Origin of the sequence: Acidovorax sp. (assembly GCF_046339755.1) — a bacterium.
Taxonomy (GTDB): domain Bacteria; phylum Pseudomonadota; class Gammaproteobacteria; order Burkholderiales; family Burkholderiaceae_C; genus Acidovorax.
This window is the reverse complement of record NZ_JBKDTZ010000010.1, coordinates 1-7,939: the sequence shown is the minus strand read 5'-3', so window position 1 is coordinate 7,939 and position 7,939 is coordinate 1. Positions and strand designations below refer to the sequence as shown.

The following is a 7,939-nucleotide window of genomic DNA, read 5'->3' as shown; positions in this document are numbered from 1 at the left end:
GGGTGACGCCGAAGAACTCCCTGCGCTGCCTCTGCGAGGCAGCTGCGGTCAAACAGCTTCGGCGAGCCAGATGACGATGCGCGTGTCCTTCGGCACGCGCTCACCCCAGACCCTGCGCTTCTCGGCACGGTCAGAAGGGGGGGGGAGCGGGCTCCATACGGGCCATTGCTTCGCTCGGCCTGTGGTCCTTCGCTGCGCTCGGCTCGCCAGGGCGATCGCCCAGCCCGTCGGCAGCGCGCAGCGCGTAACCGACTCCAGGCGCAGCTGCGAAGCAGCAGCCGTCTTTGACCCCGCTCCCCACCCCTGCTGGCTGCGCCGAGAAGCGCAGGAGCTGGGGTGGGCGTGTGTGCCGAAGGACACACACGCTTCGTTGTCTAGCTTGCCGCAGCTGTTTGAGCGGAGTTCGAAGAACGCAGCGAGTTCTGCGGCACCACCCCAGATCCGAGCATCGCAGGTTGCCCGCAGCGAAGCGGAGGGACGCAGACTGGGGGTCGCCTTTTCTTGGCCCACCTTCTTTTGGCGACGCAAAAGAAGGTGGGTGCGCCGCCGGGCGCACATCCCGGCCTCCGCCCTTACCTAAGGCACACCGCTAAAAACAGTACCAGCACAAGCAGATGCACCGCAGGCCTCTCGCCAAAAACAGCGGTCAACCTGCCAGCGGCATCACCAACTGCGCCCGCAAACCACCTTCAGGCCGGTTGTGCAAACCCAGCCTGCAACCATCACGCTCCGCCAGATCACGCGCAATGGCCAGCCCCAGCCCATAACCGGCCGTGCGCGCCGGCAGCTCGCCCGCCATGGCATGGGCGGGGGGCGCCGCATCCCGCGACAGGCGCACCCAGGGCTCCAAGGCCTGCTCCAGCTGCGCCTCGGGAATCCCAGGCCCCGAATCGTCGATGTGCAGCACCACCCCCTCGGGCAAGGCATGCACGGTGAGGGTGGCGCCGCCGCCATGGCGCACGGCATTGCCCACCAGGTTGCCGATCACGCGGCGCAGGGCGGCCGTGCGGGCGCGAACGCGCACGGGCATGTCGGTGGCAGGCGGCAACAGCTCCACCGGCTGGCCCTGGTCGGCCAGGTCGTCCACCAGGGCCTGGAGCAGGGCCACCAGGTCGATGGAGCGCGCTTCGCTGCCCTCGTGCTGCTCGCGCAGCACGGCCAGGGTGTCGCCGATCATCTCGTCCATCTCGCGGATGTCGTTGATGGCGGCCTGCTGCGCCGGGCCCTCGGGCCACTGGGCCACGCGCATGCGCAACCGGGTCAGCGGCGTGCGCAGGTCGTGCGAAACGGCGGCCATGTGCAGGCCGCGCGCGTCGAACTGCTCCTTCAGGCGCTGCGACATCTGGTTGAACACCTGGGCGGCGTTGCGCACCTCCACGGTGCCAAGGGTCTCGTCGATGAGGGGTGGCTTGCCGCCCTTGTCGATGTTGTCGGAAAGCGCGCTGGCCGCATGGGACAGGCGCAGCATGGGGCGCGAAAGCCAGCGCGCGCCCAGGAAGGCCGCGACGCCGATCAGCACGAAGCGGATGCCATAGTCCATCCACTGGGAGCTGCCGGGCATGGGGCTTCCGCCCATGCGCGGCGGGTTGCCTGCGGCGAACGGGTTGGGAAACCGGCCGTCGCCGCCTGCGGCGGTTCCACCCGGCGGTTGCAGCGGTGGTTGGGCCATGCGTTCGCCACCCATGGGTGGCGGTCCTCCCGGGCCCATCCCTGGTCCGGGTCTTGGAGGTCCGCCGGGCACGCCAGCGCCGGTAAGAGGATTGCCGGGCGGCAGCGTGGCCAGGGGCGGCAGGCGCGAGAGGGTGGTGGACAGGTCCTGCTGGTGGCGCAGCTTGGTCACCGTGAGATAGGCCACAAGGTGGCTGCCCGCCAGCGCCACCCACATCAGGATGAACAGCCGCAGGAACAGCGTGTCCAGGCGGCGCCAGTTCCAGCGGCTGCCCGGCGCTGCAGGTTTCACCGCTGCACCTCGACGTCGAACAGATAGCCCTCGCCGCGCATGGTGCGTATCAGCGGCCGGTCGCGCTGGCCCTTGCCCAGCTTGCCGCGCAGGCGCGAGACGGCCAGGTCGATGCTGCGGTCGCTGACCACCACGCCGGGCGCGCGCGACAGGTCCAGCAGCCGGTCGCGGCTGAGCACCTTGCCCGCGTGGGCGGAAAAGGCTTCGAGCAAACGGAACTCGGCGCTCGACAGGGCCACCATGGTGCCGTCGGGCGAGACCAGTTCGCGGCGCAGGCGGTCGAAGGTCCAGCCCTCGAAGCGCACCTGGGGCGCATCGGCCTGCGGTGGGGGCGCTGCGCCGCGCCGCAGCACGGCCTTGATGCGCGCCACCAGCTCGCGCGGTTCGAAGGGCTTGGCCAGATAGTCGTCGGCCCCCAGTTCCAGGCCGAGCACGCGCGACATGGGGTCGCCCTGGGCGGTGAGCACGATCACGGGCAACTGCCCATGGTCGCGGCGCACCCACTGGCACAGGCTGAGGCCGTCCTCGTCGGGCAGCATCAAATCGAGCAGCACCACGTCGAAGCCCTGGCGCGCCAGGGCGGCGCGCATGCCCCGGCCATCGCCCACGGCCTCGGTCGTGAAGCCGAAGGTGCCCAGGTAGTCAAGCAGCAGGGTGCGGATGGCGGGATCGTCATCCACCAGCAGGCAGCGGGTCATGCAAAGTCTCTGGCAGTTGAGGGGCTGAAGTTAGCACAACAGCCCCGTCGGATCAGGACGCCGCCTGGGGCGTGGCCACACCCAGCAGCGCATGCAGGCGCGGGCTGGTGGTGGTGTACTGCAGCGCCACCTTGTCGCCCGTGAGGGCCTCGGCCGCGGCGAAGGCGGCCAGCGTGGCTTCGTGAAAACCGCACAGGATGAGCTTGCGCTTGCCCGGGTAGGTGTTGATGTCGCCCACGGCGTAGATGCCTGGCACGCTGGTGCGGAAGCTGGCGGTCTCCACCACCAGTTGCTTGCGCTCGATGGCGATGCCCCAGTCGGCGATGGGCCCCAGGCGCGGGGAGATGCCCAGCGCGGCGATCAGGCAGTCCAGCGGCTCGTTGGCCGTCTGGCCTTCGGTGTCCACCACCCGCAGCGCAGCCAGGCGCCCGGCCTCGGCCACCACGCCGGTGATCTGGCCCACGATGACTTCCACGCGGCCCGCATCGCGCAGGGCCTGCAACTGTTGCAGTTGTTCGGCCGGTGCCTGGAAGGCATCGCGCCGGTACAGCAGGCGAATGCTCGATGGAGCCTCTGCGGCGGGCAGCGCCGCCAGTGCGATGGCATGGGCCACGGCGGCGTCATCGCCGCCATGCACCACCATGCGCTGGCCGGCCACCGGCTTGCCGGCGGGCAGGTGCTGGTAGTGCACCTGCGTGCCCACCCAGGCTTCGATGCCTTCGACCTTGAGCGTGCGTGGCACGAAGGCCCCCACGCCTGCGGCGATGAAGACCGCGCGGGCCAGCAAAGCCTGTCCCTGGTTCGTTTCTACAAGGATGCGCCCGTCGTCCTGCAGCACCACGGAGGAGACCAAGGCAGAGAGGTGCCAGTGCGGCTTGAACGGTGCGATCTGCTGCAGCAGCAGGGCCGCCAGTTCGCGCCCGCTGCACACTGGCACGCCGGGGATGTCGAAGATGGGCTTGTCGCCGTACAGCTCCACGCATTGGCCGCCGGCATGGGGCAGGGCGTCGATCACATGGGCGGTGATGCCCTGCAGACCGAGCTGAAAGACCTGGAACAGGCCCACGGGGCCTGCGCCGATGACCACGGCATCCGTGGCGATGGGGGAGGCGGGCTGCGCAGGCGTGGACACCGGGGGCGAACGTGCGATGTCTGTCGCTCAGCGGGCCAGCTCGTTGACCTTGCCGGGCTTGCCGTTCCACTCGTCGGCGTCGGGCAGGGCGGGCTTGCGCTTGGTGATGCTCTTCCAGCCGTCGGCGAAGGCCCGGTCGGCGTTGATCTTGATGTAGGCAATCTGGTCGGCCGGCAGGTCTTCTTCGGCGAAGATGGCGTTGGCCGGGCACTCAGGGATGCAGACGGCGCAGTCGATGCACTCATCGGGATCGATGACGAGCATGTTCGGGCCTTCACGGAAGCAGTCGACGGGGCAGACGTCCACACAATCGGTGTACTTGCACTTGATGCAGTTTTCGGAGACGACGTGGGTCATGACGGGGCGTGTGTGGGTCGGTGAAAACCCTCGATTTTAGAAGCTTTCACCGGCCTTGGGTTGCGAGGACCATGGGTCTTGCAGGGCGACCCATGGGTTTTCGGCATGCAAATGCAGCCTGGTTGAGAATGAGGATCAATAACCTGGTCAATTGACCAGCACGGCACCGGCCGTTTTGTGGCTGGCCGTGTCCACCAGGATCAGCGAGCCGAGCACGCGCGCCTGCTTGAACGGGGCGGCGGGCAGGGGCTCTTGCAGCAGCAGTTCCACATGGCCGATGGCGTTGGGTTCGAGCTGCGTGGCGGCTTCCTCGGCCAGGGTGTTGATGTCCAGGCGGTGCACCACGCGCTTGACCTTGGCCTTGACCCAGCGGTGCCCGTGCAGCGCCCAGTACACGCGGCCGGCCACCAGCGGCTCGTCGTCCATCCAGGCCACGGTGGTCAGCAGTTCGCGGCTGGCGGGCCAGGCCGGCACGGAGGCCGGTGTGTCGAAATCGTCCTCTGCCGTCGCCGCAACGGTCGGGGCGGCCAGGATCCAGTCGCCACGCGAGACGTCCACCTCGCGGTCGAGGATGATGCCGGCGCTCTGGCCTGCGTCCACGCCCGTGGGGCGGCGCGCATGGTCCAGCACCTGGGCCACGGTGGCGCTCTGTCCGCTCGGGAAGACCTGCACGGCCGTGCCGGGTGCCACGCTGCCCGCGGCCACGCGGCCCCAGAACACGCGGCGGCCCTGCGAGGTGTCGGACGAGGACGAGAACTTCTCGACCCACTGCACCGGGAAGCCAAGGGGCAGCCCTGTGTCGGTTGGAGTGTTGGGCAACTGCTCCAGCACATCGAGCAGCGCCGGGCCGTTGTAGCCGCACCAGCCGGCATGGGCGTCGACCACGTTCCAGCCCTTCAGGGCCGAGACGGGCACCGTGGCGCGCACGGCGATGCCCGCGGCCTCAGCGAACTTTGCCAGGGCCGCGCTGATGTGGGCGAAGGCCAGGGCCGGATCGGCCACGGCGTCGAGCTTGTTCACGGCGAACACCAGCGAGTGCACGCGCAGCAGATGCACCAGCAGCGAGTGGCGGCGCGTTTGCGGCAGCAGTGCGAGGTCCGGGTTCTGCCAGTCGAGCTTGGTGGCATCGACCAGCACCACGGCGGCGTCGGCGCTGCTCGCGGCGGTGACCATGTTGCGCGTGTACTGCTCATGGCCCGGCGCATCGCCGATGATGAACTTGCGTGATTCGGTGGCGAAGTAGCGGTAGGCCACGTCGATGGTGATGCCCTGCTCGCGCTCGGCCGAGAGGCCGTCGGTCAACAGGGCCAGGTCGGTCTCGCCCTGGCGCTGCACGCCGGCCAGGTGGTCCTGCAGCACGGCCTTGCTGTCCACCAGCAGGCGCCCGATCAGCGTGCTCTTGCCATCATCGACGCTGCCGCAGGTGATGAACTTGAGGGCCGATGCGTGGGTGCCGGCACTGGCTGCGGCCGGGGCGGTGCTTGGGTGTGCGGTCGTCGTCATCAGAAATACCCGTCCTTCTTGCGCTTTTCCATCGAGGCATCGCTCGTCTTGTCGTCCATGCGGGTCGCGCCGCGCTCGCTCACGTCGGCCGCCAGGGTCTCGATGACGATCTCGCCCGGGGTGGCCGCCGTGCTTTCCACCGGGGCCGTGCAGGTGATGTCGCCCACGGTACGAAAGCGTACGTCGCGCGTCTCCACGGTCTCGCCTTCGCGCGGTGGCGTCAGCTCGGTCACGGGCATCAGCAGGCCCTTGCGGTCCACCACCTCGCGCTTGTGCGTGTAGTAGATGCTGGGCAGGCCGATCTGCTCGCGCTCGATGTACTGCCACACATCGAGTTCGGTCCAGTTGCTGATGGGGAACACGCGGAAGTGCTCGCCGGGCTGCAGCCGGGTGTTGAACAGGGTCCACAGCTCGGGGCGCTGGGCCTTGGGCTGCCACTGGCCGAAGCTGTCGCGGTGCGAGAAGATGCGCTCCTTGGCGCGGGCCTTCTCTTCGTCACGGCGGGCACCGCCGATCAGGGCGTCGAAGCGGAACTCCTCGATGGCCTCGAGCAGCGTGACCGACTGGTGTACGTTTCGGCTCTCACCCGGGTGGGCCAGGCGCACCGTGCCGCGCGCCATGGAGTCTTCGACGCTGCGCACGATGAGCTCGGCGCCCAGCTCCCTGGCGCGGGAGTCGCGGAAGTCCGTGACCTCTTTGAAGTTGTGGCCCGTGTCGATCATGAGCAGCGGGTAGGTGATGCGGCCCGAGCCGAAAGCCTTCTCCGCGCACTTGAGCATCACCAGCGAGTCCTTGCCGCCCGAGAACAGCAGGGTGGGGCGCTCGAAGGCGGCGGCCACCTCGCGCAGGATGAAGATGGTTTCCTCTTCCAGGGCATCGAGGTGCGAATTGTTCAGGTGGTGGCTCATATTGTTGGTTTTCTTCTCAAGCAGCGATGAGTCGGTGCGTGCGTTCATGATCGGGTGCTCTCAGTCATCGGTTCAAGGGCTGCAGCGCATGCCACTGGCGCACTCGAGGCCAGTGCACCCGTGGAACCGGCTTTGCCGGGCCACCGGGTGCGTCCCCCTCCCGCGCAGCGAGAGAGGGGGAAGACGCGAAGCGGCTCAGGGGGAGTCATTTCCGGATTCAATGCGCGATGTGCAGGCCGCACTCGCGGTTCTCTTCGCCCTTGGTGGGGTCCACGTAGTCGAAGTTGTTGGGCAGGCCGTGTTTCTGGCAGTACTCGTACAGCTCCTTGGACGACCAGTGCAGCAGCGGCGCCACCTTGATCAGCCCGTCGGGGTTGATGCTCACCGGGTCCATCTGGGCGCGCACGGCGGTGTCGGTGGCGCGCAGCGCGGTGAACCAGACCTTGGGGGCCGTCTCGCGCAGGGCGCGGGCAAAGGGCTCGAGCTTGACTTCCTCGGTGAAAGCCGCGTGGCGCGGATCGTCCAGCCCCGGCGTCGCGCCTTCCACGGCCTCGCGGTGCGCACGCGAGCGGCGCGGCAGGTAGATCTGCAGGTTCAGGCCCAGTTGCTTTGTCACCTCGTCGGCAAAGCGGTAGGTGGCCTCGGTGTTGTAGCCGTTGTCCATCCACACCACCGGCACATCGGGCTGTAGGCGGCTCACCATGTGCAGGATCACGGCTTCGAAAGGGCGGAAGTTGGTGGTGACGATCGGGCTTTGGCCCAGGCCCAGGGCCCAGGCAACAAGGCCTTCGGCGTTGCGGCCGAGTTCGGCGTTGACGGATGCGAGATCGAATTGGCTCATGGTATGTGGGGAGTGGCTGGGCTTGGGCCTTGGCGCTTACGCGGTGGCCTTGTCGGCAAAGATCGGCTGGTGGTTCACCGCGTCGCCCTGGTAGTAGCCAGGGAACATGGCGAACTGGCGCGCCGCGTCGGCCGGGTCCACGCCATCGCGCAGCACGGCCGACGAGAAGCCCGTGCGCTGCATCTGCACCAGCTGGTCGATCAGCACGTCGCCCGTGGCGCGGATGTCGCCCTTGAAGCCGCGGCGGCGGCGCAGCAGGAAGGCCTGGCTGAAGGCGCGGCCATCGGTGAAGCTGGGGAAATGCAGGTCCACGCGTTCCACGCCATCGAGGTTGAGCTTGAGCGCGTCGGCATCGTTGGCCAGCGCCACGGTGCGTGGGTCGCCTTCAGCCGGTGCCTGGTGGTCTTGGGATGCAAGTATCTTCATGGGAATTCTCTTTATCAGGGGCGAGGCGGCTCAGGCCGCAGCCACGACGTCTTCCTTGTGGCGGGCCGTCTTGGCGGCTTCCTTGAACGGGTCCAGCCCGGCGCGGCGCACGGT

Annotated in this window: 8 protein-coding genes; all 8 read right to left on the bottom strand. The window is 68.3% G+C overall.

Annotated elements, in window-relative coordinates; all coding sequences use genetic code 11:
- Window positions 1–646: 646 nt before the first annotated feature.
- Entirely contained in the window at window positions 647–1,960 is a 1,314-nt protein-coding gene (locus ACK59X_RS00855) for an ATP-binding protein (protein ID WP_409954563.1), read from the bottom strand.
- Window positions 1,957–2,658, bottom strand: coding sequence for a response regulator transcription factor (locus ACK59X_RS00850; RefSeq protein WP_409954562.1), 702 nt, complete (start codon window positions 2,656–2,658; stop codon window positions 1,957–1,959). The genes ACK59X_RS00855 and ACK59X_RS00850 overlap by 4 nt, the downstream gene beginning before the upstream one ends.
- A gap of 52 nt (window positions 2,659–2,710) precedes the next feature.
- Window positions 2,711–3,790, bottom strand: a complete 1,080-nt coding sequence (locus ACK59X_RS00845) for an NAD(P)/FAD-dependent oxidoreductase (RefSeq protein WP_409954561.1) — start codon at window positions 3,788–3,790, stop codon at window positions 2,711–2,713.
- A gap of 27 nt (window positions 3,791–3,817) precedes the next feature.
- Entirely contained in the window at window positions 3,818–4,147 is a 330-nt protein-coding gene (fdxA, locus tag ACK59X_RS00840; RefSeq protein ID WP_409954560.1) for a ferredoxin FdxA, read from the bottom strand.
- Between the two features lie 147 nt (window positions 4,148–4,294).
- Window positions 4,295–5,650, bottom strand: coding sequence for a sulfate adenylyltransferase subunit 1 (locus ACK59X_RS00835; RefSeq protein WP_409954559.1), 1,356 nt, complete (start codon window positions 5,648–5,650; stop codon window positions 4,295–4,297).
- Window positions 5,650–6,606: a sulfate adenylyltransferase subunit CysD gene (cysD, locus tag ACK59X_RS00830; RefSeq protein WP_409954558.1), complete on the bottom strand. Its 957-nt coding sequence runs from the start codon at window positions 6,604–6,606 to the stop codon at window positions 5,650–5,652. The genes ACK59X_RS00835 and cysD overlap by 1 nt, the downstream gene beginning before the upstream one ends.
- 169 nt (window positions 6,607–6,775) lie before the next feature.
- Window positions 6,776–7,399: a phosphoadenosine phosphosulfate reductase family protein gene (locus ACK59X_RS00825; protein WP_409954557.1), complete on the bottom strand. Its 624-nt coding sequence runs from the start codon at window positions 7,397–7,399 to the stop codon at window positions 6,776–6,778.
- A 36-nt stretch (window positions 7,400–7,435) separates the two neighbouring features.
- Window positions 7,436–7,825: a DUF934 domain-containing protein gene (locus tag ACK59X_RS00820; RefSeq protein ID WP_409954556.1), complete on the bottom strand. Its 390-nt coding sequence runs from the start codon at window positions 7,823–7,825 to the stop codon at window positions 7,436–7,438.
- Window positions 7,826–7,939: the final 114 nt, after the last annotated feature.

Coding starts and splice junctions, on each gene's coding strand:
- cysD (WP_409954558.1), bottom strand. CDS start 6,606: ATGAACGCACGCACCGACTCATCGCTGCTTGAGAAGAAAACCAACAAT.
- ACK59X_RS00835 (WP_409954559.1), bottom strand. CDS start 5,650: ATGACGACGACCGCACACCCAAGCACCGCCCCGGCCGCAGCCAGTGCC.
- ACK59X_RS00820 (WP_409954556.1), bottom strand. CDS start 7,825: ATGAAGATACTTGCATCCCAAGACCACCAGGCACCGGCTGAAGGCGAC.
- fdxA (WP_409954560.1), bottom strand. CDS start 4,147: ATGACCCACGTCGTCTCCGAAAACTGCATCAAGTGCAAGTACACCGAT.
- ACK59X_RS00850 (WP_409954562.1), bottom strand. CDS start 2,658: ATGACCCGCTGCCTGCTGGTGGATGACGATCCCGCCATCCGCACCCTG.
- ACK59X_RS00825 (WP_409954557.1), bottom strand. CDS start 7,399: ATGAGCCAATTCGATCTCGCATCCGTCAACGCCGAACTCGGCCGCAAC.